The 24,082-nt window shown below is 65.6% G+C and carries 17 protein-coding genes; 4 read left to right on the top strand and 13 right to left on the bottom strand.

The window, feature by feature from the left end; translation table 11 throughout:
- Positions 1-100: 100 nt before the first annotated feature.
- The 10 genes from L284_RS31420 to L284_RS31375 all read right to left on the bottom strand — a co-directional run bounded on the left by L284_RS31420 (position 101) and on the right by L284_RS31375 (position 14,631).
- Entirely contained in the window at positions 101-2,179 is a 2,079-nt protein-coding gene (locus L284_RS31420) for an MGH1-like glycoside hydrolase domain-containing protein (protein WP_021233304.1), read from the bottom strand.
- A 163-nt stretch (positions 2,180-2,342) separates the two neighbouring features.
- Entirely contained in the window at positions 2,343-5,171 is a 2,829-nt protein-coding gene (locus tag L284_RS31415; RefSeq protein ID WP_021233303.1) for a TonB-dependent receptor, read from the bottom strand.
- Between the two features lie 203 nt (positions 5,172-5,374).
- A complete protein-coding gene (locus L284_RS31410) occupies positions 5,375-6,805 on the bottom strand; it encodes a glycoside hydrolase family 43 protein (protein WP_021233302.1) in 1,431 nt (476 codons plus the stop codon).
- 101 nt (positions 6,806-6,906) lie between these two features.
- Positions 6,907-7,932, bottom strand: coding sequence for an arabinan endo-1,5-alpha-L-arabinosidase (locus L284_RS31405; protein ID WP_021233301.1), 1,026 nt, complete (start codon positions 7,930-7,932; stop codon positions 6,907-6,909).
- A gap of 22 nt (positions 7,933-7,954) precedes the next feature.
- On the bottom strand, positions 7,955-8,587 hold the full coding sequence (locus L284_RS31400) for a 2-dehydro-3-deoxy-6-phosphogalactonate aldolase (protein ID WP_021233300.1): 633 nt from the start codon (positions 8,585-8,587) through the stop codon (positions 7,955-7,957).
- On the bottom strand, positions 8,584-9,501 hold the full coding sequence (locus L284_RS31395) for a 2-dehydro-3-deoxygalactonokinase (RefSeq protein WP_031341741.1): 918 nt from the start codon (positions 9,499-9,501) through the stop codon (positions 8,584-8,586). Before L284_RS31395 ends, L284_RS31400 begins: the two co-directional genes overlap by 4 nt.
- A complete protein-coding gene (locus tag L284_RS31390; RefSeq protein ID WP_021233298.1) occupies positions 9,498-11,063 on the bottom strand; it encodes an alpha-N-arabinofuranosidase in 1,566 nt (521 codons plus the stop codon). Before L284_RS31390 ends, L284_RS31395 begins: the two co-directional genes overlap by 4 nt.
- Positions 11,064-11,088: 25 nt before the next feature.
- On the bottom strand, positions 11,089-12,015 hold the full coding sequence (locus tag L284_RS31385; protein ID WP_021233297.1) for a Gfo/Idh/MocA family protein: 927 nt from the start codon (positions 12,013-12,015) through the stop codon (positions 11,089-11,091).
- 3 nt (positions 12,016-12,018) lie between these two features.
- The gene (gene araD1, locus L284_RS31380) at positions 12,019-13,023 is read right to left on the bottom strand and encodes an AraD1 family protein (protein ID WP_021233296.1); all 1,005 of its coding nucleotides are present in this window, start codon (positions 13,021-13,023) and stop codon (positions 12,019-12,021) included.
- A gap of 81 nt (positions 13,024-13,104) precedes the next feature.
- The gene (locus L284_RS31375; protein ID WP_021233295.1) at positions 13,105-14,631 is read right to left on the bottom strand and encodes an aldehyde dehydrogenase (NADP(+)); all 1,527 of its coding nucleotides are present in this window, start codon (positions 14,629-14,631) and stop codon (positions 13,105-13,107) included.
- Positions 14,632-14,818: 187 nt separating this feature from the next.
- Between L284_RS31375 and L284_RS31370 the strand changes: the two genes are divergently transcribed.
- A complete protein-coding gene (locus tag L284_RS31370) occupies positions 14,819-15,502 on the top strand; it encodes a FadR/GntR family transcriptional regulator (RefSeq protein ID WP_040712793.1) in 684 nt (227 codons plus the stop codon).
- A gap of 115 nt (positions 15,503-15,617) precedes the next feature.
- Here L284_RS31370 and L284_RS31365 read toward each other — a convergent pair whose 3' ends face one another.
- Positions 15,618-16,934, bottom strand: coding sequence for a sugar MFS transporter (locus L284_RS31365; protein WP_031341738.1), 1,317 nt, complete (start codon positions 16,932-16,934; stop codon positions 15,618-15,620).
- A gap of 178 nt (positions 16,935-17,112) precedes the next feature.
- Between L284_RS31365 and L284_RS31360 the strand changes: the two genes are divergently transcribed.
- The 3 genes from L284_RS31360 to L284_RS31350 all read left to right on the top strand — a co-directional run bounded on the left by L284_RS31360 (position 17,113) and on the right by L284_RS31350 (position 21,068).
- Positions 17,113-18,264, top strand: a complete 1,152-nt coding sequence (locus tag L284_RS31360) for an aldose epimerase family protein (RefSeq protein ID WP_031341736.1) — start codon at positions 17,113-17,115, stop codon at positions 18,262-18,264.
- A 21-nt stretch (positions 18,265-18,285) separates the two neighbouring features.
- Entirely contained in the window at positions 18,286-20,085 is a 1,800-nt protein-coding gene (locus L284_RS31355) for an IlvD/Edd family dehydratase (protein ID WP_021233291.1), read from the top strand.
- A 128-nt stretch (positions 20,086-20,213) separates the two neighbouring features.
- A complete protein-coding gene (locus L284_RS31350; RefSeq protein ID WP_021233290.1) occupies positions 20,214-21,068 on the top strand; it encodes an SMP-30/gluconolactonase/LRE family protein in 855 nt (284 codons plus the stop codon).
- Positions 21,069-21,225: 157 nt separating this feature from the next.
- On the opposite strand, the gene L284_RS31345 is transcribed toward L284_RS31350, so the two are convergent.
- Together L284_RS31345 and L284_RS31340 are read right to left on the bottom strand one after the other, a co-directional pair.
- Positions 21,226-21,972 carry a sigma-70 family RNA polymerase sigma factor gene (locus tag L284_RS31345; RefSeq protein WP_021233289.1) on the bottom strand — a complete coding sequence of 249 codons (747 nt, stop codon included), beginning with the start codon at positions 21,970-21,972 and terminating at the stop codon, positions 21,226-21,228.
- Positions 21,969-24,050 carry a flagellar biosynthesis protein FlhA gene (locus L284_RS31340; protein ID WP_052018350.1) on the bottom strand — a complete coding sequence of 694 codons (2,082 nt, stop codon included), beginning with the start codon at positions 24,048-24,050 and terminating at the stop codon, positions 21,969-21,971. Before L284_RS31340 ends, L284_RS31345 begins: the two co-directional genes overlap by 4 nt.
- Between the last annotated feature and the right edge of the window lie 32 nt (positions 24,051-24,082).

Below are 24,082 nucleotides of genomic sequence, written 5' to 3'. Positions count from 1 at the left end.
CAGCCCGGCCCAACCCTCTCACTTCCGTCATTGCAAGCGCAGCGAAGCAATGACGGAAGGAAGCGGAGGGCAAGAGACTTAGCGCCCCTTCCCCAGTCGCTCAGCGGGCAAACGCCTTGAGTTCGGCCAAGCGGATCGCCTTCCTGCCTGCGGGCGTCATGACCACGCGAATGCGCTCGGCCTGAACCGGCGTCCAGCGCAGCCGCGTCACACCATTGGCAAGCGGCGCAGCCGCAGGTGTGGCCACGACGTGCCAACCACCATCGCGCCATGCCTCGACCCGAACCTTGCGCGGTGCGGCGAACTTGCCGCCGTCCGCGAAGAACGCCAGTTCGGCGGCGCCCAGCGCGACCGTCTTTCCGAAGTCGACGGCGTACCACTGCTCGGCACGGCCGGATGCCGAGTCCCAGCCGTTCGGCAGTTCGGGATAGAACCAGGCGCGGCCGTCGATGCCGTCGTGGAGGTTTTCCGCCTCGGTTCCGGACGAAGCGCTGGCCTTCGGGAAGTTGCCGCGCACGAGCTGCACGGCGAGGTTCGTCTCGCGGATGACCGGCGCATTGGCCTTGCGGGCCAGGGGCACCTCGATACGGCCCAGATCGTCGCGGTGCGCGACGTCTCGGCCGTCCACGGCGATCGTCAGTCCCTTGCGGCCATAGCGCTTGCCGTCCGCGTCCCAGGTCACCGAAACCGCGTGCCCATGGTACGGTACGCGCTCGATGTGGAACCAGCCCAGTGCCTGCGGATCGCCTGCCGCCGGGAGCAGCGGGTTCACTTCCAGCACGTCGTCCGCGCGCGGGCGAATGCCGACGAGGCCGGTCAGGACCAGGTCGAGGTAGCCGGAGTGGAAGTAGTGATGGCTGCGATCCAGCCCGACGATCGGCTTGCCGGTCTCGGGATGATAATCCTCTTCCAGGTCGAGGCGCGCGGTCCTGCCCTCACCCTGATAATGCATCGTCGTATACTGGCGCAGCAGGCGCATGTAGTCGCTGCGCGTCACCGGCCCCTTGCGGTCGTAGTGATCGAGCAGGTTGGCCATGCCGGTGAGGACCTGGGTGGTCTGGTAAGGCCAGATCGGGCCGTTCCACTGGCATTCGGGCGCCGTGCCGAGATAGCGGTACTGGCGCATGTAGTATTCGTAGCTCTGCTCGACGGTCCGCATCCCGGCCTTGCCCGCCAGCGAGTTCGGATCGAGCAGGTGCGCCCAGGCGCCCGCATACTGCGCCTCGTCGGGGACGAGGTCGAACATCCATGGCAGATAGCCGACCAGCTCGCGATTGCGGATCTGGTCCCAGTATTTCACATGCTCGTTCGACACCTGGTAGCGATCGACGAAGTGCCCGAGCTTCGGGCTCCACAGGTCCTCGAGCACGCGTGTGCGCAGCGCCTCGGCGCGGTCGGCATATTCCTTCGCCATGGCGAAATCGCCGGCCATCTCCGCCATGCGCGAGAGCGCGCGGGCATTGGCGAACATGTAGCTGTTGACCGAGGGCCGGAAGGAATCCCCGCCCCGGAACCCGTCCTTGCCGCCCGAGGCGTCGATCGAGGACACGGTGTATTCGGTGGCATCGAGCAACGGCTCCACGAAGTAAAGGCCTTTGGCGAAGTCGAACTTCTCGTCCCACAAACGGTAGACGTGGCGCATCGTCCCCAGATGTGCGAGCACCGCGTCGCGGTCGCCGTCGACGAGGTAGCGACCCCAGACCGAGTCCGCCATGTGATCGGTGAAGTGACGGTCATTGCCGCCCTCGTACATGAAATTGATGTAGTCGTCGGTGAAGCGGCGATCGTTCAGCCAGCGTCCTTCGGCGATATGGAAGCCGCTGGCGTCGTTGAGGCTGGCGAAAGGATGGCGCTGCCAACCGACGTCATCGGCGAATTCGGTGGTGATGTAGCCTTGCGTGCCGAGGTCGCGCTGGTGGGCGCGGAACAGGCCCCAGCGGTAGTAGTAGACCGCATCGATCTGCGGATCGGCGCTCTCGAAGAAAGGAATGCGCTGTTGGTACCAGGCGGCATCGTTGCCGTAGCGGGCCTTGGCGATGGCCGTCGTGTCAAGCCGGGGCAAGGCCGCCGCCGCAGACGGGGCGGACTGGGCAGAATGGGATGACGCGGCGGTGAGCGGACTGGCGCCGCCCGCAAGAAGTGCCGCGGAGGCGAGAATCGTCCGGATATATCCGCGCATCGTTACCCCTTCATGGTCTGGCGAGCGTCAGTAAAGGCAGGAAAATAAAGAGGCGGCCGTCCCTGCCGGGACTGTGTTGGGAGAGGAACCCGGCAAGAAACGGCCGCCCATGGCAACCCTCGACACGGAATGGCGTGTGTCGCGGGTTGCCTTAGTCAGTCTATCAGTCGAACTTGAAGCGGACGCCGACTGCGAAAGTGCGGTCGATCAGCAGCGTGCTGGAGTTGAACTGGGTCGGGTTACCGACGTCGCCGAACTTGTAGTAGTTCTGCTGCTTCGCCTTGGTGAGGTTCACCGCATCGAAGGTCACGCCGATATCGTCGTTGACGTTCCAGGTCAGCTGGAGGTCGAGGCTCTTTTCAGGGGCGCGCCAGAAGCCGATCGGGTTCGCGAAGGAGCGGCCCTCGTTGCTCTGGAGGAAGCCCTTGCGCCAGATGTACGACAGGCGGGCACCGATCGGGCCGTTGTCGTAAGCCAGCGTGGCGTTGTACGAAAGCTTCGAAACGCCGAAGAACGCCGACTTGGTGCTGCCGGTGATCTCGCCCGCCGTGTTGACGACCGGGATCGTCTGCTCGGAGTCGAGGATCGTCGCGCTACCGGTGAAGCCAAGGCCGTTGAGGATGCCAGGCAGATAGGTCGGGAAGTAGGTCAGGCCCAGTTCCAGGCCCTTCAGCACGCCATTCGAGGCGTTGACCGGACGCGTGATGTTGAAGGTCTCGGTGTAGGTCTCGTTGCGCGGCAGGTAGTTGTTCGGGATGATCTCACGAGCCGTGAGCGGAACGACCAGACCATTGATCTCGCGGCGGAAGGCCGTCGCGTAGATCGCGCTGTTGCGTTCGAAGTACCACTCCAGAGCAAGGTCGAAGTTCTTCGAATGCGTCGCACCCAGGCTCGCGTTACCTGCGCTACCCGTGCCAAAGCCGATCCGCGAAAGGTCGCCGGTGAGCGTTACGTTCGGGTTGAGATCGCCGAAAGCCGGACGGCGCAGAGTCTCGCCGTAGTTGAAACGAACGCGCAGGTTGTCCGTGATGCCGTAGCGCAAGGTGAACGACGGCAGGAACCTGGACGAGCCGGTCGAGACCGACGTCTGCGCAAAATTAGCGCCTCGATCGAAATAATCGTAATCGGTATCGATCGCGACGAAACGGACACCGCCCTGGACCTGCAGCGGACGGCCGAACAGTTCGATCTCACCATCGGCCATGATGTAGGCCGCGGTGTTGATCTCGTTGATGCCGAAGACGTGCCCGAAGCTCAGCTGATCCGAAAGCAGCAGGCTTGGGTTGACCGCGCGGTACAGCGAGCGAACCGCATCCCTGTTCATGGTGCGCGGATCAGCCAGAACCCAGCTGGTCGGAATGTCGGCACGGCCATCGAAGAAGCCGCTGTTGGTGAACGGCGTACCTTCGCCGAACTGGTCGAGCGTCACGCCAGGCAAGCCGCCCGCGCCCTGGTCGCGAACGTAGCTGTCGGCCTTGCGATTGTCATAGCGGAAGCCCGCCTTGATACGGCGCAGGAAGCCTTCGTCCCATTCGTACTCACCGTCGAGCATGACAGTCAGTGCGCTGCCGGTGTTCTTCGTACCGCTGTCGAACAGGTTGCCGACCGTCCATGCCGCAGGATCGGTCAGGACGCCCTGATTGCCGAAGCTGTAGGAAGGAAGACCGCCCCCGGCATTGAAGTCGACGTCGATGTCCAGCGGACCACGATCGGTGCGGATTGCGAAGAACGAAGTTTCGTTCTTGCTGTCCTGATATGCGACATCTGCCGAAATCTTGCCGCGATCGGCCACGTCCCACTTGGCATTGAAGGCGTAGACATAGCTGTCGGTCTTGCTGGTGGCCGTATCGCCGCTGTTGAAGCCCGCGACTGCGCCGGCCTGGCGAGACTTGATGATGTTGGTGCCGTCGTAGAGTTCGAAGCTGTTCGCCACGTCTGCGGGCAAGTTGCCCCACCAGTCGACGAAGCTGAAGTTCAGGCTGTTGAAGGTCTTGCCGCGGAAACCGGTGTAGAACACTTCAGCCGTGTAGACCGAGCGATCGTTCGGTGCCCACTGAAGAGCGGCATTGACCGAAGGACGAGTACGCTTGCCGTAGAGGTCCGAGGCGATGACGGCATCGCGCGAGAGGTAATAGGGAGTGTCGACACCGTTGATATTGAGCGTCGAGCCCGGGGCGATCGGCAGGCCCGCGTCGAGGCCGGGCGTCCAGTTCTGATTGCGGTCGCCTGGGAAGATGCGCTCGAGCGGCGTGAGTCCCGAACCTGCCGGGGGCGTTTCCGTGGCGAAGGGCACCATCGCGCCGGCCTGAAGGTTCTGGTTGCGATACTGCGCGCGGGTATAGCTGGCGTTGACCAGGAAGCCGATGTCACCGATGCCGGTTTCCCAGCGATTGCTGACGAGCAGGGCGACGTTCGGATTGAACTTGTCGGCCAGCTCCGAATAGATGCCGCGCGCCAGGCCCGAGATCGTGAAGCCGTCGAAGTCGAGCGGACGGCGGGTCGCCACGTCGATCTGGCCGGCAAGGCCGGTCTCGATCTGGTCGGCCGAGCGGGTCTTGTAGACGTCGACCTTCTTGACGAGGTTGGCCGAGATATCCTGCAGCGCGAACGATGTACCCGCAGCGGTAAAGATATTGCGGCCGTTCAGCGTGGTCAGCGGATCGGTGAGGCCACGGATCGAGATCGTGCCGGCTTCGCCGCCGGCGCGGTCGGTGATCTGGATACCGGTGACGCGCTGGAGCGCTTCGACCACATTGTTGTCGGGCAGCTTGCCGACGTCTTCAGCCACGATCGAGTCGACGATCTGGATGTTGTCCTTGCGGCTGTTGATGGCGCCGACGATCGATGCACGCACGCCCGTGACGATGATGTCCTCGGCAGTCGCCTCCGTGTCGTCGGCGGCCTGCGGAACGGCTTCCTGAGCCTGCGCGACGGAGGCAAGGCTAAGCGCGAATACGGATGCTGTGCAGAAAGCGAATGGCTTGAGTGCCATGGATCAACCCTCCCGTTGGGGCTGGCCCATACCATGCCCCTTCAATTACTCGGACTAATTATTAGTCTGACTATTGCGTTGCAAGGGGAAAAGCGGAGCTTGTGTTAAAAAGCTGCAGGAGGTGTGGCCGATTGGACGCAGAACCGGCCGAAAAGCAAGCTTTCCGGCCGGTTCATCGGTGTTTTGGTCAGACTTGTTGCGTATCAGTCAGCCAGCCAGCTCGTTGCCGGATCGCTCTTGTCGGCCAGCTTGATCGTGTCGCCGGAGAAAGCCAGCGCCTTCGACGAGTCGGCTTTGGAGACGAAGCGTACGGTGTCCTTGGCCTCGCCCGCCTCGCGCAGGAACAGGTCGGCGCTGCCCAGGGCCGAGAGTGCGACTGCGCCGTCCTGGCCGAGCTTGAAGCCCTGGTCGCGCTTGAGAATCGGAGAGAGCTGCACTGCGCCGTCCGCACCGGGGACTTGGCGGAACTGGGTCTGCGGCAGCGGCCTGTTCTTGGCGAGCACCAGCTTCGTGCCGTCATGACCGAGCATCACGTCGCGGCGCACGGCCGGGGTTAACCGCTCGGGCAGCGCGCCGTTGCCGACCGGAACGCCGAAGTCCGGCGTGCCATCGGCGTTGTAGTAGATCCGCTGGACGCGAGTATGGCGATCGGGGTTGAGCAGCGGGTCGCCTTCGATCTTCTCGTAGTCGCGGCCGTGGTAGACGAGGATGTCGTTGCCGTGCTCGTCCACGGTGAAGCTGTTATGGCCGGGGCCGTAGACCGACGTTTCGACATTGGTCGCGAATACCGGCTTCTGCGACTTGGTCCAGGCCTTCGGATCCATGAGGTTGGCGTTCTCGTCGATCGTCAGCATGCCCAGGCAATAGACGGCGCCGGTGCCGCTGGCCGAATAGGTCATGAACAGGCGGCCGTTACGCGCCAGCACCGCCGGAGCTTCGGCCACCTTGTAGGCGCGGGTTTCCCAGTCCAGCGTCGGCACGGTCAGGCGAACGGGCTCTGCCGCAAGGCTCAGAGCGTCCTTCATCGGCGCGAGATAGAGGTTCGAATTGGTGTCGATTCCCTCTTCGCGCTGGGCCCAGGCGAAGTACCGCGTACCCTTGTGCATGAACACGGTCGAATCGAGGTTGAAGCTGTCCCACGGCAGCTTGAACTCGCCGAGGACCGACCACTTGCCGGTCATCGGGTCAGCGCTGTCGCAGACGATCGCATAGGTGCGGATGCGGAACACGTCCTCGCCGCCGCCGCTGGGGCCGGCCGCGAAATACATGACCCACTTGCCGTCGACCAGGTGCAGTTCGGGCGCCCAGAGGAAGCCGGACATGGGGCCGGTCTTTTCGTGACGCCAGAGCACGCGCTCCTCGGCGGTGGCGAGGCCTGCCAGCGTCTTCGAGCGGCGCAGGATCAGGCGGTCGTACTCGGGGACCGATCCGGTAAGGTAGTAGTTGCCGTCCTCGTGCCGGAAGACCTGGGAATCGGCGCGGTTCTTCACCAGCGGGTTGATCGGGCCCTTGAGCGGATTCGATACCGCCGCCTTGTCATCACCGCCGATGGCGCTGTCTCCAGCCTTGGAACAGGCGATGGGAAGGAGGGCGGCACTGGCCGCGAAGGCGCGGCGCGAAAGGGAAAAGTTCATGTCATCCTCTCCGAGTTTCCTGATTCGTGGCGCCGGTATTCTGGCCGGCGATAGGAAAAAAGGGCACCCCGGTCGGGGGACCGGGGTGCCGTCAGGTGGGTTCAGTATTGGGCGACGGGCCAGCCGTCCGCATCCCAGCGGATCGGCGCGATGCGCAAGGTGGGCGCTCCGTTCGCCTGCTTGTCGTAGGCATGGTAGACGACGTAGGTGGTGCCGTCCTTGTCGGTGAAGGCGCCTGCATGGCCGGGGCCGCGGAAGCGCTGCTGCTCTTCGAGGTCGGCGCGCAGGAAGATCGTGCCGCGGCCGTCCATCAGCGAACTGCCGTCCTTGCCGAGGTAGGGCCCGGTGATCTTCTTCGAGCGGCCGACCACGGTGTAATAAGTGCTGTTCACGCCCTTGCAGCAGTAGTCGTAGCTGGCGAGCAGGTAGTAGTAGCCGCCATGCGGGATGATGAACGGCGCCTCGACCGGGGCCGGACCGCCTGCGGGGGCGAGGCGCCGGGCGATCGAATAGGGCTCGGTGCCGGGGGCGACCTTGCCGGTCTTGGCGTCGAGCGGGAACAGCTTCAGGCCGGTCCAGAAGCTGCCGAGCGAGAGCCACTGGCGGCCCTGCGCGTCCTCGACATAGTTGGGGTCGATGGCGTTGAAGTCGTCGTCATGGGTCGACATCACGACGAGGCCCTGGTCCTTCCAGCCGTAGCCCTTGGCCTTCGGGTCCAGCGTCTTGCTGGTTGCCAGGCCGATGGCCGAGCGGTTGGAGCCGAACGTCGAGATCGAATAGTAGAGCCGGTATTCGCCGTTTACATAGGAGATGTCGGGCGCCCAGATGCCGTCGGTGCCGGGGATCGCCTGCTTGGCCCAGGCCGGAATCTCGGCGAAGACCGAACCGGCGTCCTTCCAGGTCTTCAGATCCTTGGAGGTCTTGATGCCGATATAGCGGCCCACGGTGCTGAAGACATAGTAGGTATCGCCTTCCCGGATGATCACCGGATCGTGCACCGTAAGGTCGCCGGTCAGCTGGGAATTGAGCGTGCCCGCCCCCTTTTCACCCACCTGCACTTGCGCATCCGCCGTTCCGGCTACGGCCAGAACGGCAAGGCTGGCAGCGGCGAGGAATTTCCTGAACACGTTAACTCTCCAAAATTCGTTTTTATGCTGCGCAGGCATTCCACGCGGCAACGATCTCGGCCGCCTTGGCGCCGACCGTCGCGGCATCGAAGCCGGGCTTGTAGACACTGCCTCCCACGCCGATGCCGAAGACGCCCGCCGCGCGGTATTCCGCGACATTGGCGGCGCCGACGCCGCCCACGGCCCAGACGCGGCTGTGCTTGGGCAGGACTTCGCGGATCGCCTTGATGTAGCTGCTGCCCAGCACCGAGCCGGGGAACAGCTTGAGGTCGCTGGCGCCTGCCGCGACGGCGGCGAAAGCCTCAGTCGGGGTCAGGAAGCCGGGGAGCACGTCCATGCCGAGTTCGATCGAGCGCCTGATGACTACCGGATCGACATTGGGCGAGACCATGAAGGTGCCGCCGACGCCCGCCAGCGTCTCGGCCAGATCGGTGCCGATCACGGTGCCGCCGCCGATGGCCGCGCGATCGCCCAGGGCCTTCGCCATGGCGCCGATCGAGCCGGCCGGATCCGGCGAATTGAACGGCACTTCGATGATGCGCACGCCGGCCTCGACCAGCGCATGGCCGATCTCGACCGCTTCGTGGGTCTGGATGCCGCGCAGGATCGCGACGACCGGGGCAGCGCCTTCTGCCAGAACCTGTTCGATCTTCATGCCTTCTGTCCTTTCGCGATCGCCAGTCCGGCGAGAACCGCCGCATCGCCATCGATCTTGCGCGAGGTGCAGCCACGGGCCGCCAGCGCGCGATCATAGAGCGCGGAAAGCGCCGGGTCGCCGATCAGCACGACCGGAATGCCGGTCGGCACTTGCGCGGAGACCTCGCCGCCGATCAGCAGTCCCGAGATATACCCGCGCGACCAGTCTTTCGAGCGTCCGTCGAGCATGCGCGCGGCCCGGGCCTCGAACAGGGCGCCGGTCAGCGAATCCTCGCAGCGGTCCAGACCGCGTGCGAAGCCCTCGTCGAAAGTGCCCTCACCCGCCGTACCATCAGGGAGTTTTTCCGGTCCGGTCAGCGTAGACTGGCCCGCCAGCAAGGCGAAGAGTTCGCCGGTCGGATGGGTACGGAAGCCGACGATCGTGCCGTTCACCACCGAGACCCACTTGCAGTGGGTGCCCGGCAGCGCGATCAGGTGTTCGCCGGAACCGAGTTCGGGGTGGAGCGCCAGGGCGCCGAAGACTTGTGCCTCCTCGCCCCGCATCACTTCGGGCACGCCCTCGGAATCCTTGCAGCTCAGCCCCGGCAGGACCGAGACCGGAATGCCCGCAACTTCCAGCCGCGCCCGCGAGGACAGCCACTGGGCCGCGTCCGCCGGGCAGGCCGCATAGCCTGCCGCGACGAGCGCACCGGGCGCCCCGGCCATGCCGCAAAGCACGACTTCGGACAGCGGCCCCTCGGCCTTCCAGAGGTCGAGCCTCTCGGCAAGGGCCGCTTCGGCATCGCCTTCGAGCGCGCCCGGCCCGCTGAGCCGGGCGACCACGTCCTCGCCGTCAAGGCGGAACAGCCGAAGCCGGGTGGTCCCCCAATCTCCCAAAACAAAAGGAGCGGCGGGGACATGGTTCACGCTCATTGCAGTTCGAGCACCACGACCGACTTGGCCGGCAGGGTGACGACGAGGTTGCCGCCCTGCACAGTGGCGCCGGAGAAGGCCTCGGGCTTGACCGCGTTCGGGGTGTCGAAGGTGTTGTGCGAGTTGATCGCCGGTGCCGTCAGGATTCGACCGGTGACCGCCGCAGCGTTCACGCCGTCGAGCTTGATCGTCACCGTGTTCGATTGGTTCGGATCGAGGTTGGACAGGCCGACATGGATCTTGCCGTCCTTCGCCTTCACCGCCGAACCGCTCACCGCCGGCATCGAGTACTGGTCCTTGTTGTACCAGGGCGTCTTGATGTCGAGCGGCAGCACGGTCGCGTCCTGCCAGGGCTTGTACATCTCGAAGACATGGTAGGTGGGCGTGAGCACCATCTTGTTGCCTTCGGTGAAGATCATCGCCTGGAGCACGTTCACCATCTGGGCGATGGCGGTCATGCGCACGCGGTCGGCGTGCTTGGCGAAGATATCCAGGTGGATCGAAGCGATCAGGGCGTCACGCAGGGTGTTCTGCTGGCGCAGGAAGCCCGGATGCGTGCCCGGATCCTGAGCGTACCACGAGCCCCATTCGTCCACGGCCAGGAAGACCCGCTTCTCGGGGTCGTACTTGTCCATGATCGCCGAGTGCTTGGTGATCAGCTCGTCCATCTTGCGGGCGCCGTTCAGCGCATCGGCCCAGCCGTTCTCGTCGAAATCGACGGCGGGCGCACGCGGCGGCCAGCCGCCGGCGGGGTGGACGTAGTAGTGCAGCGAAACGCCGTCGAGCTGCGGCGCCGCGACGCGCATCATCGTCTCCGTCCAGTTGTAGTCGTCGACATTGGCGCCGGCGGCGACCTTCAGGATCTTGGTGCCGGCGGGCGCCTTGACGAAGGTGGCGTAGCGACGGGTCTCGTCGGCCGCGAATTCGGGACGCATGTTGCCACCGCAACCCCAAAGCTCGTTACCCACGCCGAAGTAGGCGACCTTCCAGGGTTCCTTGTGGCCGTTGCGGGCGCGTTCGTCCGCCAGCGAGCCGGCGGGAGAGGTCATGTATTCGACCCACTCGGCCATTTCGCGCGGGGTGCCGTTGCCGACGTTGCCGGCGACATAGGCTTCCGCGCCGACCTGGCGGATCAGTTCGAAGAACTCGTGCGTGCCTACGGTGTTGGGCTCGGTCACGCCGCCCCAGTGGGTGTTGATCTTGACCGGACGCTTGTTCTGCGGACCGATGCCTTCGCGCCAGTTGTACTCGTCGGCGAAGCAACCGCCGGGCCAGCGGATCACCGGCACCGAGAGATTACGCAGCGCGCCGATCACGTCGTTGCGGAAGCCGTTGGTGTTCGGGATCTTGCTGTTCTTGCCGACCCAGAGGCCGCCGTAGATGCCCGTGCCGAGGTGCTCGGCGAACTGGGTGAAGACTTCCTTGTGGTAGACCGGGCCGGGCTTGGCGGCGTCGATCGTTGCCGTGGTCGGCTGGCCGTCGGTGTCGGCGTGTGCCGTGCCTGCGAGCGCGGTGGCGCTCAGCAGGACGGCAGCGGCGGTAAGGCGGATTGCCTTGATCATAACTCAGTCCCCTCCCTTGGGAAAATCAGTCGTGGAATTCTTCGACGAGCTCGCGCTTGCCGCGCAGGAATGCGTCGGCCACGAGGCGCAGCGGCGCGATGTCCACATCGCTGCGGCCGCCGCGGATCAGGTTGGCGAAGCGCGAATAAAGGCCCGGATATTCCAGGTCTTCATTGTGCTCGGTGCCGGTAGGCAGGGTGAGCACGGCGCCGCCGTTCGAAAGCTTCAGCGTGCCCGCATCGGTCTCGACGATGATATCCCACGATTGCGGGCCGGTCTGGCGCCAGTCGAGGTCCATGTGGATCTCGGCCCCGGCAGTGTCGCGGAACTCGATATCGGCGGCGATCGGCGCGGCGCGGTTGGCGGGCAGGCTGAGCGTCGCTTCCTTGAGGAAGAACGGGCGCGGCATGATGTGGGTGGCGATCGAGAGGGCATTGATGCCCGGATCGAACACGCCAAGGCCGCCCGGCTCCCAGATCCAGTCCTGGCCCGGATGCCAGACGCGCACGTCCTCGCGCCAGACGATCTTGGCGCTGCGGATGGTGCGCTCGGCCAGCCAGGCACGCGCCGGAGCGACGCCGGCGGCGTAGCGCGAGTGCCACGAGGCGAACAGGGTCACGCCCACCTTGTCGGCGCGGCTTTCCAGCGCGGCCACTTCGGCCAGCGTGGCGCCCGGCGGCTTTTCGAGGAACACGTGCATGCCCTTCGACAGCGCGAGTGCGGCAAGATCGTAGCGGACCTGCGGCGGGGTGCAGAGGGCCACGGCGTCGATCGCCGGACCGCTCTCGATCAGCTCTTCAAGGCTGCTGAAGTGCGGGATGCCTTCAGGGCCGCGATGATTCGGGCTGACCGTGGCGCCGATGCTGAAGTTCGGATTGCCCTCGATCGCGGGGATGTGCTGGTCGCGGGCGATCTTGCCCACGCCGACGATGGCGATGCGGATCGGATCCATGGCTCAGAGCGCCTTGACGGTCGTGGTCGCCTCTGCCGAAGCGGCAGCGCGGGCGAGCGGGTTGGAAACCGGCAGGGTGAAGGGCGCGGCGTCGATCTCGAACACGTCGCCTTCCTGCGTCGTCACGCCGTCGCTGAACGAGAGCGTGGCAGTGCCGAAGAAGTGGACGTGCACGTCGCCCGAGCGGCGGAACAGATCGTACTTGAAGTGGTGATGTTCCAGGTTCGCAAAAGTGTGCGACATGTTGCCTTCGCCCGAGAGGAACGGCTTTTCCCAGATCGTTTCGCCATTGCGGACGATCTTGCTGGTGCCTTCGATCTTCTCCGGCGGGGTGCCGAGCAGCAGTTCCGGGCCGAGAGCGGCCTGGCGCAGCTTCGAGTGGGCGAGCCAGAGGTAGTTGTGGCGCTCGGTGATGTGGTCCGAGAACTCGTTGGCGAGCGCGAGGCCGAGGCGATAAACGTTACCGTCTTCGCCGACGAGGTAGATGCCCGCGAGTTCGGGCTCTTCGCCGCCATCCTTGGCGAAGGCAGGCATGGTGAGCGCTTCGCCGGGGCCGACAAGCAGCTGGCCGTCGCCCTTGTAGAACCATTCCGGCTGCTGGCCTTCGGTGCCGGCGGCGGGCTTGCCGCCTTCGAGGCCTTCGAGGAACATGCGCATGGAATCGGTGACGTGCTCACCCGAGGCGGCGGCAGCGTGCATCTTGTTGCGGCCTTCGGCCGAACCGAGGTGCGTCAGGCCCGTGCCGGTCATCAGCAGGTGAGCGCTGTCGTCGTGGTCGATCGGGGCGAGCAGGTTGCCCGCCGCGAGTTCGGCCTTGATGTCGACCGCTTCGCCCTGCCCGGCAGCCTTGGCGGCATCGGCCAGCGTCACGCCTTCGGCGATGGCGCGCTGGGCGAGTTCACGCGTGGTGGTGACGCCCTTGAGGAAGTGGGCGGCGTCGCCCTCGGCAAGGATGACGGAGCGCACGCCGTTCGGCGCGCGATGCTGGAGCAGGCGAAGGTAGGTCATGGATCTCTCCCGGAAGGGACTTGGCCCTAACCGCGGCGCGCCTTCTTGGGGGAGCGCGCCGCGGGGATTGGGTTGGACTGGTTAGAGGGTAAGCGCGCCGTCGATCAGGCGGGGCGCGCCGTCACCGTAGGCTGCGTCGCGCAGTTCTGCCGGAAGCAGGCCCTGTGCGAAGTTCTGGTAGCTGACCGGACGCAGGAAGCGGTCGATCGCCATGCTGCCGACCGACGTGGTGCGCGGGTCGGAGGTCGACGGGAACGGGCCGCCGTGAACCATCGCGTGGCACACTTCGACGCCGGTGGGCCAGCCGTTGACGAGGATGCGGCCGACCTTGCGTTCCAGCACCGGGAGAAGACGCGAAGCGGCGGCTTCGTCGGCATCGTCCATGTGCAGGGTGGCGGTCAGCTGGCCTTCCAGGCCTTCGAGCAGGCTGGCGAGTTCGGCTTCGTCCTTGCAGCGCACGACGATAGAGGCAGCGCCGAACACTTCGTGGCCGATCGCCTTGTCCGCCAGGAACTGGGCCGCCGTGGTCTGGAACAGGATCGCACCGCCGGTGGTCTTGCTGCCTGCTTCGCCCTTGGCGAGGATTTCGACACCCGCATTGCCTTCGAGCGCTTCCACGCCCTTGGCATAGGCGGCGGCGATGCCGGTGGTGAGCATGGTCTGCGGCTTGGCTTCCGAGACGCTGCCGGTGGCGGCGGCGACGAAGGCGTCCAGGCCTTCACCCTCGACGGCCAGGATCAGGCCAGGGTTGGTGCAGAACTGGCCGGCGCCCATCGTCAGCGAACCGACGAAAGCGGTGCCGAGCGCTTCGCCGCGCGCCTTGAGCGCCTCGGGAAGCAGCAGAACCGGGTTGATGCTCGACATTTCGGCATAGACCGGGATCGGCACTTCGCGTTCCTGGGCCAGCTTGGCGAGAGCGAGACCGCCACCGCGCGAGCCGGTGAAGCCGACCGCCATGATACGCGGGTCCTGCACGAGGGCGGCGCCGAGTTCGTTCGAGGGGCCGACGAGGTGCTGGAACACGCCCTCGGGAAGACCGGCATCCTTGACGGCCTTGGTGATCGCGGCGGCAATCAGGCTGCCGGTGATCGGGTGGGCCGGGTGGCCCTTGACGACGACCGGGCAACCGGCGGCGAGCGCCGAAGCGGTGTCACCACCGGCGGTCGAGAAGGCCAGCGGGAAGTTCGAGGCGCCGAACACGGCGACCGGGCCGACCGGGATCATGCGCAGGCGCAAGTCGGGACGGGGCAGCGGGGCGCGGTCCGGCAGGGCCGGATCGATGCGCAGCTGCTGCCACTGGCCCTTGCGGACGACGTCCGCGAAGAGACGCAGCTGGCCAACGGTACGGCCACGCTCGCCTTCGCCGCGACCACGGGGCAGGCCGCTCTCGGCCATGTAGGCTTCGATCAGCGAATCACCGATGGCCATGATCTCGTCCGCGATTCGCTCCAGGAAAGCGGCGCGGGTTTCACGATCGGTTGCACGATAGGTATCGAAGGCGGCGGCAGCTGCGGCGCAGGCGGCAGCGACGTCGGCCGGGCCGTTCACGGCCAGCGGTTCACCGTGCGGTTCGCCGGTTTCGGCCACGATGGAACGGAATTCGGTCATTTGGGATCTCCCTATTTACTCCGACATATTCCCAGCGCATCAGAAACGCAATGTTTGTCGTTCCTTCATGTGGGAAGGGCTGTTACGTTTCCTGCGAGAGGTGCCAATAACAGTGTCAGAAGCCAATTTCGTGAACGATGAAGAAAGTGCAAGGCCCGCGGACGAGGCCCGGGGTCCCGGACGACGCCTGCACGGCGCTATCGCCCATAAACTGGGAACGGCCATCTTGTCCGGCAAATATGCACCCGGAGACATTCTTTCTGGCGAAGTGGCCTTCGCGGAGGAGCTGCAAGTCTCGCGCAGCGCCTATCGCGAGGCCATTCAAGTCCTGAGTGCGAAGGGTCTGGTGGCGAGCCGCCCCAAGGCCGGAACGCGAGTGCTCCCGCGTGAGCGCTGGAACCTGCTCGATCCCGAAGTGCTCGGCTGGGCCTTCGCCGGAGAGCCGGACATCGAATTCGTGCGCAGCCTGTTCGAACTGCGTGCCATCGTCGAGCCGGCCGCCGCACGCCTTGCCGCACAGCGCCGCGACAAGAACGACCTCAAGGCGATGAAGGACGCGCTGGCGGCCATGCGCCGCCATACCCTCACCACCGAGGCCGGGCGCGCGGCGGACCGCGATTTCCACAATGCGATCCTCCAGGCGACGCGCAACGACGCCTTGCTGGTGCTCAGCGCCTCGATCGGTGCGGCGGTGAACTGGACCACCCAGTTCAAGCAACGCGCCCGCGCCCTGCCCCGCAACCCGATCCCCGACCATGTGCGCGTCTATGATGCCATTGCCGCCGGAGATGCGGCGGCAGCAGCCGAAGCGATGAACGTCCTTGTGGACCTGGCGCTGGAGGATACCCGCAGCGCGATGGAGAAGAAGTAATAGGGAGACCGTCTTCCCGGACTTGATCCGGGTCGACGGCTTTCCTTACCGCTCCAAAAGAAAAAGCCCCGGCGATCGCTCGCCGGGGCTTTTTTGTTGACGCTGGACCGTCCGATTACTCGGCAGGCTCGGGAACCAGATCCGGCTCGGCGTTGGTCACCTTGCTGCCCCACAGTGCGTAGAACAGCACGTAGAGTTCGCATACCGCCGTCAGGATGAAGGAATTCTGGAGGCCGAAATTATCGGCCAGCCACCCCTGCACGATCACAAGCGCGCCACCGGCAATCGCCATGACCAGCAGGCCCGAGCCTTCCTCGGTCAGCGGGCCGAGGCCCTTGATGCCGAGGGTGAAGATGGTCGGGAACATGATCGAGTGGAACAGGCCGACCAGGATCAGCGACCACATGGCGACCGGGCCGCTGGCGAAGACCGTCACGATCATCACGATGAACGCGCCGACCGAGAAGAACGCCAGGACCTTGCCGGCGTCGAAACGCTGCATGATCGCGGAACCGGCGAAACGGCCGATCATCATGCCGCCCCACAGGAACGTGAGGTACTTACCCGCCTGCTCGTGCGTCAGGTTGGCGATGTCCGGCTGGCTGACGAAGTTCACGAAGAGGTTCGCCACGCCGATCTCGGCGATCAGGTAGATGAAGATCGCCGGAATGCCGAACACGAGGTTGCGGTGGTTCCACAGCGAGAGGTTCTTGCGCTGTTCCTTGGCGAGGCGTGAGTTGGCCGAACCCATGGCGGGCAGGGGGAACTTGGCGATCACCACGGCGAGGATCACCAGCACCACGGCGACCAGGCCATAGGGCAGGATCACCGAATGCGCATCAGCCAGACGCTCGGCATCGGTCAGCACGGTGCCGGCGGCCGACGTACCGCCCTTGGAACGACCGAGGATCAGGTAAGCGCCGAAAAGCGGGGCGAGCATGGTTCCGGCCGAGTTGAGCGCCTGCACCAGGTTGAGGCGCGAGGACGCGGTCTCGGGCTTGCCGACGACGGCGACATAGGGGTTGGCCGCAACCTGAAGCAGGGTGATGCCGCTGGCGATCACGAAGAGCATGAGCAGCGTGACGCCGTAGGACGGAATGCTGGCAGCCAGCATCATGCCCAGCGCGCCCGCCGCCATGATCAGCAGGCCGACGACCAGCGACTTCTGGTAGCCGACGCGCTCGATCAGCTTGGCCGAGGGAATCGAAGCGACGAAATAGGCGATGAACCACACCGATTCGATCAGCGTCGTCTGGGTGTAGCTCAGGTCGAACACGCTGCGCAGGTGCGGCAGCAGCGTGTTGTTGATGACGGTGATGAAGCCCCACATGAAAAACAGGCTGGCCAGCAGCGTCAGCGCCGGTCCGTAGCGGACTCCGGCTGGCTGCGCGTGAAGCACCGGGGCATCTCCAGATGAAACCACTGGGGGCATGACTATCCTCTCTAAACCAGTGAACCGCGCCGTGCCCTGCGGCAAACCGGCTTGCGCTCTTTCTATTTGTCGGACTATATGCGGGAAGCAATATCGTCAATGGGCGTCGTCGATGGGCTGCGTTCCCATCCACGTTGCGGAAACGACTTATTACAGGACAGATATGGGAGCTAGGGCAATGAGGAAACTGCGCAAGGCATTTGTAGCAACGGCGATATCCGCCTCGGCCTTGGCCCTTTCCAATCCGGCACTCGCCGCCGATGCCTCGCAGACTGCGGCAGGCGCGCTTTCCGACGGAACCCAGGTGACGGCGGTCACGCTGAAGGCCGCCAATGGCGTTTCCGCGACGATTCTCACCTATGGCGCCACGCTGTGGAAGATGATGGCCCCCGACCGCGACGGCAAGACGGCCGACATCCTGCTCGGCTACGACGATGTCGCCAGCTATGAAAAGCGCCCGAACTACTGGGGCGCCACCATCGGCCGCTACGGAAACCGTATCGCCGACGGCAAGTTCACGCTCGACGGCAAGACCTACCAGCTCCCCCAGAACGACCACGGCCAGTCGCTGCACGGCGGCGGCAAGGGCTTCGACGTGCAGAACTGGAAGGTCGAATCGATCAAGTCCGGCCCGGTGGCGACAGCGGTGTTCTCGCTCGTCAGCCCCGACGGCGCTTCGGGCTACCCCGGCACCGTGAAGACCAAGGTCACCTACTCGCTGGACGAGAAGGGCAACCTCCAGATCGTGTTCGACGCGACCACCGACAAGCCGACCGTGCTCAACATGACCAACCACGCCATCTTCAACATGGCCGGTGAAGGCAGCCCGCGCGACGCCATGCAGGAAGTGCTGACGATCCCCGCCGGCCACTACACCCCGGTCAACGACAAGCTGATCCCCACCGGCGAACTGCGCGACGTCACCGGCACCGTGTTCGACTTCCGCAAGGGCCGCCTGGTCGGCGAAGGCATCCGCGACGGCAAGGACGAGCAGATCGTCATGGGCCGCGGCTACGACCACAACTTCGCGCTCGACAAGGGCGTCACCAAGACCCCCGAACTGGCCGCCCGCCTCGAAGACCCCGTCTCCGGCCGCGTGCTGGAACTGCTGACGACCGAACCCGGCGTGCAGTTCTACGCAGGCAACTTCCTGGACGGCACGTTCATCGGCAAGAACGGCCACCTCTACCGCATGGGCGACGGGATCGCGCTGGAACCGCAGAAGTTCCCGGACTCGCCGAACCACTCGAATTTCCCGTCCACCCGCGTCGATCCGGGCAAGCCCTACAAGCATGTCATGATCTACCGCGTTTCCACGTCTTCGCGCTGACCTGAAAAGAAACGATCGACCATGACCGACAACAAGACTCCCCCCAAGCTGCGTTCACGCGCCTGGTTCGACAATCCCGACAACATCGACATGACCTCGCTCTACCTGGAGCGTTACCTGAACTTCGGCATCAGCCTTGAAGAGCTTCGCTCGGGCAAGCCGATCATCGGTATCGCCCAGACCGGCAGCGACCTGTCGCCCTGCAATCGCCACCACATCGTGCTGGCCGAGCGCATTCGCGAGGGCATTCGCGAAGCCGGCGGCATCGCGCTGGAATTCCCGGTCCACCCGATCCAGGAAACCGGCAAGCGTCCGACCGCAGGTCTTGACCGCAACCTGGCCTACCTCGGCCTGGTCGAAGCGATCTACGGCTATCCGCTCGACGGCGTGGTGCTGACCACCGGCTGCGACAAGACCACCCCGGCGCTGCTGATGGCGGCCGCTACCGTGAACATCCCGGCGATCGCGCTTTCGGTCGGCCCGATGCTCAACGGCTGGCACAAGGGCGAGCGCACCGGTTCGGGCACGATCGTGTGGAAGGGCCGCGAGATGATGGCGGCAGGCGAACTCGACGCCGACGGCTTCATCAAGCTCGTCGCCTCGTCGGCCCCGTCTACCGGCTACTGCAACACCATGGGCACGGCGACGACGATGAACTCGCTCGCCGAAGCGCTGGGCATGATGCTGCCGGGCTCGGCCGCGATCCCCGCGCCTTACCGCGATCGCCAGGAATGCGCATGGCGCACCGGCAAGCGCATCGTCGACATGGTTCACGAGGACCTCAAGCCCTCGGACATCATGACGCTCGACGCCTTCCATAACGCCATTGCCGTCAACGCCGCCATCGGCGGTTCGACCAATGCCCCGATCCACCTTGCCGCGATCGCCCGCCACATCGGCGTCGACCTGCCGCTGAAGGACTGGGAGCGCATCGGCCACAAGATCCCGCTGCTGGTGAATCTCCAGCCCGCCGGCGAATACCTGGGCGAGGACTACTACCGTGCAGGCGGCGTCCCCGCCGTGGTCGCGCAGCTGATCAAGCAGGGCCTCATCCACGAGGGCGCGATGACGGTCAACGGCAAGACCATGGGCGACAACTGCCGCGATGCCGTGATCGAGGACGAGAAGGTCATCAAGCCTTTCGATCAGCCGCTGGTGGAAGAAGCCGGCTTCCTGGTCCTGTCGGGCAACCTGTTCGACGCCGCGATCATGAAGACGAGCGTGATCTCCAAGGAGTTCCGCGACCGCTATCTCTCGAACCCCGCCGACCCGGACGCCTTCGAAGGCAATGCCGTGGTGTTCGACGGTCCCGAGGACTATCACCACCGCATCGACGATCCGGCCACCGGCATCACCCCCGACACCCTGCTGTTCATGCGCGGCGCCGGTCCGATCGGCTATCCGGGCGCGGCGGAAGTCGTCAACATGCGTCCGCCTTCGTACCTCATCACCGAAGGGGTCCACTCGCTGCCGTGCATCGGTGACGGCCGCCAGTCGGGCACTTCGGGCAGCCCCTCGATCCTCAACGCTTCCCCTGAAGCGGCAGCCATGGGCGGCCTTGCCCTGCTGGAATCGGGTGACCGCGTGCGCATGGACCTCAAGAAGGGCCGCGTGGACGTGCTGATCTCCGACGAGGAACTGGCCGCGCGCCGTGCCGCTCTCGAAGCCAAGGGCGGCTATTCCTACCCGGCCTCGCAGACGCCGTGGCAGGAGATCCAGCGCTCGGTCGTCGGCCAGATGGACACCGGCGCGATCCTCGAAGGCGCCGAGAAGTACCAGCGCATCGCCCAGACCATGGGTCTGCCCAGGGACAACCACTAAGGGCGATAACCACTAAGATCGACATCCTGTCCGACCTAGCCGTCGGATGACCTTTCGGCCCTCGTCCCTTCCTGTCCCCACAAGGGAAAGGACGGGGCGAGGGCCGATTTACTTATAGGGAAAGTTTCATGACGCTTTGGCGCAAGATCGATCGCGACGTGCGCGATACCCTCGGCGAAGGCGCGCTCTGGAGCGCGCGCGACAATGCCTTCTACTGGGTCGATATCCTCGCCCCCGCCCTCAACCGCCTCAGCCTGGCCGACAACACCGTGACCCGCTGGGACATGCCCGCACGTCTCGGCTGGGTCGCGCCGCGCGCGGAAGGCGGCCTGATCGGCGGCTTCCAGGACGGCGTCGCCAACATCACCCTCGATCCCCTGACGATTTCCGAGCGCAACGATCCCGAGCCGCACCTGCCCGGCAACCGCATGAACGACGGCAAGGCCGACCGTCACGGCGCGATCTGGTGCGGCACGATGGACATGGCCGAGGAGGAAGTAACCGGCTCGCTCTACCGCCTCGCTCCTTCGGGCGAATGGCAGGTGATCGACACCGACTATACGGTGCCCAACGGCCCGGCCTTCTCACCCTGCGGCAACTGGATGTACCACGCCGATTCGGGCCGCCGCGTGATCTACCGCTTCGCCGTTGACGAAAACGGTGCGCGCGACCGCGAGGAATTCATCCGCTTCTCCGAGGAAGACGGCTACCCTGACGGCATGACCACGGACGCCGAGGGCTACCTCTGGACCGCCCACTGGGACGGCGGCAAGATCAGCCGCTTCGCCCCCGACGGCACGCGCGAACGCTCGATCGAACTGCCGGCAAAGCGCATCACCAACATCGCCTTCGCCGGCGAGAAGCTGGATCGCATGTTCGTGACCTCGGCGGCGACCGGCCTGCCCGAATCCGAATTCGACGGCGCGCTGTTCGAGGTCGACTCCGGCGTCACCGGCAATCCGGCCGGCATCTACCTCGGATAACGCACGGGGCCGTCTCCCCCGCCCCCGTTCGTCATTGCGAGCGCGGCGAAGCAATCCAGAGCGGCGCAAACCGCCTGGGTTGCCGCGTCGGCTCCGCTTCCTCACAATGACGAACGGAGTGGTGTGAGCGAGTGGAACGGCGCATCAGATTACCCCGTCACAGGATATCGGCCACGCCCTCCAGCCTCTCGCGCAGCTTCGCCAACGCCTGCGCCTTCAACTGGTGAACACGCGGGATCGAGACCTGAAGCACTTGCGCGATTTCCGCGAGGTTAAGCTCCTCCACGAAGTAGAGCTGGACGACCAGCCTCAATCGCTCCGGCAATGCCGTGACTGCTTCCACCACCGCGCCGCGCACTTCCTCGTCGGCCAGCAAAGCATGGCTGTCCGGTCGGTGGTCGGCAAAAGCCATGCTCTGATCCGAATAGGCTTCGTCGATCGGCTCGAAATGCAGCGGCTGGCTCGTGCCGCGCAGAGCCGCGAGTTCGCTTTCGCCGATACCCAGCGCTTCGGCCAGTTCGTGCGGCAGCGGCTCGCGCCCCAGCGTTCCGCGCAGCTCGGTTTCCTTGGCTGCAAGCTGCCGCCGTCGCTCGCTCGCCCCGCGCGACATCGGCACGGTGCGGCGGATCAGGTCGACCATCGCCCCCCTCACCCGCATCTTGGCATAGGCCGCAAATCCGTCTTCGCTCGGCCCCCGATGCTTCTGCGCGCATTCGGTCAGCGCCACGAGACCTGCCTGGATCAGGTCCTCCAACTCCATGCCCGGCCTGCCGCTGCCATGAACATGCCAGGCGAGCCGCCGCACCATGGGCAGGAAGCGCCGCACCCGATCGGCTACCTCGCCCTGGTAAGCACCGGCGACGCGATGCGCCGGAACGCCGAAACCACGCTGATCCTGTTTCATGCTGCCATGCTTTCGGCTTGGTCAGGGTGGGGCAGCCCGGGAACCGATGGCCCCGGCGGAGCCGCGCCGATGACGTCGACGACTTGGATGGGCTGGGTCGGCGGCAGTTCCGCGATGGAAAGCACCAGGCACGACGGAGCCCGGAGGCGCAGCAAACCGGACAAGGCGCGGCGGGCGCGCGGCTGGACGACCAGCGCCAGGGGCACGTCGTCCGAACCCCGCGCATCGCAGAGCATGGCGATCCGCTCTCCGATCATGCGGGCGAGATCCGGCTCGATCACCGGCTGGCCGGTAACCGGATCGGCCATTCCCTGCACGATGGCCGCTTCCAGCCCCGCGTCCAGCGTGAGCACCGGCAGCCGCTCGTAAGGCGGGCACACACGCCCGACGATCAAGGCGCCCAGATCCGCGCGCATGAGTTCGACCAGGCGATCGTGATCGACCGTCTGCTGCACCGCGCGGCTGAGACTCGCCAGGATCGGCAGGGGGTGGGCGATGGATATGCCATCCTCCAGCAAGGCGCGCAGCAGCCAGGTCATCGCCGCCAGCGAGAGCGGTTGGGGATGGACCGTCTCCACCAGGCCCGCCGCGTGCTCCCGGATCCCTTCGAGCAGTGCCTTGACCTCGTCCGGCCCCAGCAGTTCGTGGGCGCGCTCGGACAGGAGTTGATGGAGATGGGTCGCGATCACCGTGCCGGCATCCACCGTCAGGAAGCCCTCGGCCGTGGCATGGTCGCGCGCGGCGGGGTCGATCCACAGGGCCGGGCAGCCGAAGCTGGGATCATGCGTGGCTTCTCCCCGCAGGCCGTGATGGGCCCGCGCTTCTCCGGTATCGATGGCAAGCACCCGATCGGCGCGGATCGTGGCGCTGCCCAGGGTGACGCCGCCCAGCACTACCCGATAGTCGTAGGGCGGCATGTCCAGCGCGTCGCGGACGCGGAACTGCGGCACGATGAAGCCAAACGACTGGCTGAGCTGCTTGCGCACGCCCGTCACCCGGCTGACCAGCGGGGCCCCTCGGCGCTCATCCACCAGTTGCACAAGGCCGTAGCCGAGCTCGATGGTGATCAGGGTATGATCGGAGACCTCCTCCAGCGCGATGCGCGAGGGGTCGGCGACCTGCGGCGCTTCGGGTACGGGCTCGGGCAGGATGCGGCGGCCACGCAGCAGGTGCCAGATCCAGAACGCCAGCGCGGCGGCGGGCAGGAACACAGTCTGCGGCATCGCCGGGATCAGCCCGATCGCCGTCAGCACCACGCCGACCGGCAGCCATGTGCGGGCGTCGGCGAACTGGCCGCCGATCTGCCCTGCCAGATCCCTGCTGTCGGAGACGCGGGTGACGATCACCGCCGCCGCGATCGACAGCAGCAATGCCGGTACCTGGGCTACCAGTGCGTCGCCGATGGCCAGCGTGATGTAGGTCTGCGCGGCTTCGCTTGCCGAGAGGCCGTGGCTGATCATGCCCAGGCAGAAGCCCGCGACGATGTTGACGCCCAGGATCAGCAGGGCAGCGATCGCGTCGCCCTTCACGAACTTGCTGGAGCCGTCCATCGAACCGTAGAAATCGGCCTCGGTCGACACCTCGCGGCGGCGGGCCTTGGCCTCGGCGGCAGTCATCAGCCCGGCCGCGAGGTCGGCATCGATGGCCATCTGCTTGCCCGGCAGCGCATCGAGCGTGAAGCGCGCCGAGACTTCGGAGACCCGGCCCGCGCCTTTCGTCACGACCACCAGATTGATGATGACCAGGATCAGGAAAACGAAGATCCCAACCGCGAAGTTGCCGCCGATCAGGAACTTGCCGAAGGATTCGATGACGACGCCGGCCGCCGCCTCGCCTTCGTGTCCATGGACCAGGACGACGCGGGTGGATGCGACGTTGAGCGCGAGGCGCAGCAAGGTCGCGAACAGCAGGACCGAGGGGAAGGAGGAGAAGTCCAGCGGCTTCTCCGCGTTCATCGCCGCCATCAGGATCGCCAGCGAAAGCGCGATGTTGAGCACGAACGACACGTCCAGCACGAAGGCCGGAACGGGCACGATCATCAGCACGATCAGCGCGAGGATGCCCGCCGGCAGAGCCATGTTGCCGAGGTCGCCGAAGCGGTGCAGCAGCC

This window comes from Novosphingobium lindaniclasticum LE124 (assembly GCF_000445125.1).
Lineage (GTDB): Bacteria > Pseudomonadota > Alphaproteobacteria > Sphingomonadales > Sphingomonadaceae > Novosphingobium > Novosphingobium lindaniclasticum.
The sequence above is the reverse complement of the archived record's forward strand: the minus strand, read 5'-3'. Positions and strand labels throughout refer to the sequence as shown.

Coding starts and splice junctions, on each gene's coding strand:
- L284_RS31410 (WP_021233302.1), bottom strand. CDS start 6,805: ATGAACTTTTCCCTTTCGCGCCGCGCCTTCGCGGCCAGTGCCGCCCTC.
- L284_RS31385 (WP_021233297.1), bottom strand. CDS start 12,015: ATGGATCCGATCCGCATCGCCATCGTCGGCGTGGGCAAGATCGCCCGC.
- L284_RS31340 (WP_052018350.1), bottom strand. CDS start 24,050: ATGGCTCTGCCGGCGGGCATCCTCGCGCTGATCGTGCTGATGATCGTG.
- L284_RS31355 (WP_021233291.1), top strand. CDS start 18,286: ATGACCGACAACAAGACTCCCCCCAAGCTGCGTTCACGCGCCTGGTTC.
- L284_RS31360 (WP_031341736.1), top strand. CDS start 17,113: ATGAGGAAACTGCGCAAGGCATTTGTAGCAACGGCGATATCCGCCTCG.
- L284_RS31415 (WP_021233303.1), bottom strand. CDS start 5,171: ATGGCACTCAAGCCATTCGCTTTCTGCACAGCATCCGTATTCGCGCTT.
- L284_RS31350 (WP_021233290.1), top strand. CDS start 20,214: ATGACGCTTTGGCGCAAGATCGATCGCGACGTGCGCGATACCCTCGGC.
- L284_RS31395 (WP_031341741.1), bottom strand. CDS start 9,501: ATGAGCGTGAACCATGTCCCCGCCGCTCCTTTTGTTTTGGGAGATTGG.
- L284_RS31390 (WP_021233298.1), bottom strand. CDS start 11,063: ATGATCAAGGCAATCCGCCTTACCGCCGCTGCCGTCCTGCTGAGCGCC.
- L284_RS31375 (WP_021233295.1), bottom strand. CDS start 14,631: ATGACCGAATTCCGTTCCATCGTGGCCGAAACCGGCGAACCGCACGGT.
- L284_RS31365 (WP_031341738.1), bottom strand. CDS start 16,934: ATGCCCCCAGTGGTTTCATCTGGAGATGCCCCGGTGCTTCACGCGCAG.
- L284_RS31345 (WP_021233289.1), bottom strand. CDS start 21,972: ATGAAACAGGATCAGCGTGGTTTCGGCGTTCCGGCGCATCGCGTCGCC.
- araD1 (WP_021233296.1), bottom strand. CDS start 13,023: ATGACCTACCTTCGCCTGCTCCAGCATCGCGCGCCGAACGGCGTGCGC.
- L284_RS31400 (WP_021233300.1), bottom strand. CDS start 8,587: ATGAAGATCGAACAGGTTCTGGCAGAAGGCGCTGCCCCGGTCGTCGCG.
- L284_RS31420 (WP_021233304.1), bottom strand. CDS start 2,179: ATGCGCGGATATATCCGGACGATTCTCGCCTCCGCGGCACTTCTTGCG.